General features: G+C 57.4%; 1 protein-coding gene. It reads right to left on the reverse strand.

The window, feature by feature from the left end; all coding sequences use genetic code 11:
• The coding region (locus IEW01_RS17615; RefSeq protein WP_188530338.1) for a hypothetical protein at positions 1–778 on the reverse strand (778 nt) is incomplete at its 3' end.
• Positions 779–960: the final 182 nt, after the last annotated feature.

The raw sequence follows: 960 nt of genomic DNA on the forward strand, positions 1-960 counted from the left end.
TTGCGAAGAAATGGGCTCCGCGGCCCCGCAAACCCAAAGCCCCCGAGGGCACGACCTGAGAACAGCCCCCATCCGCGGTCCACGCCGGATGGTTACTGATGATCGGCACGTAGTCGCTGAAATCCGCGTAGGAAATAAGTGGATGATCGATTTCGCCTCTGGCACGCGCCTTTTCGCGCTTTTCGATCCAGCTTTGGCGGATTGGGCCGGGGACGCGGTGCTTGATCCACTGATCGCCACATTCCTTGATCATCTGTTCGTCGATGAACTGGCGAAGCTGCGTTTCAAAACGCTGCAGTCGGTCATGGGCAGCGTTCGTCCGCGCAAACGCTGCCTCTTGCTCGTCGCCCTCCCTGATCTCTTCGTAGTCATAGACATCGATGATTGGTGGCGGTGCGCCCCTCAGATCGGCAATGTCGAGGCTCTGTGTAAAGGCGTCCGCCGGAAATGCAGTAAGCGCGGGGTCGAAACCACGCTCCATGTAGAAGGCCGAACGCGCGAGCGGATTATCGAAGATCTCCTTCGGAAAGTTGATTCGGTCCTGCCAGTCTCCGAGATCGATGCGCAGAAGTTCAGTCAAACGATCGTCGAAGGCCGGAATGTTTTGTAGCGCGAAGCCAATGCTCTGAATGTCGGCGAAGGCGCTGACAGAGCGCATCTGCGCTTGCATGTCGAGCCAAGGGCTACGGATGGCCTCCGTCGCGCGGCGAAGGTAATCCTGATTATCTATGAGATGTTTGACGAGTTCTGAAGCGTGATCGGCCCGGTAGGCTGCCATCAGCTCGGTCGCTACCTTGAATTCCGGTAGCTTGAAGCGTTCGGTCGCTAGCGCGAGTTGCTTTTGCAGCTCGGCAATAGCACTATGAGGTGCCCCTAGATTTGTAGACGCTTTGCCCCCTTACTTTGAGCCGAGGAGGCGACCATGGGTACAAGCAACTACAGCGACGAGTTCAAGCGGGA

It is taken from the genome of Sinisalibacter lacisalsi (genome assembly GCF_014640115.1).
Taxonomy (GTDB): Bacteria; Pseudomonadota; Alphaproteobacteria; order Rhodobacterales; family Rhodobacteraceae; genus Sinisalibacter; species Sinisalibacter lacisalsi.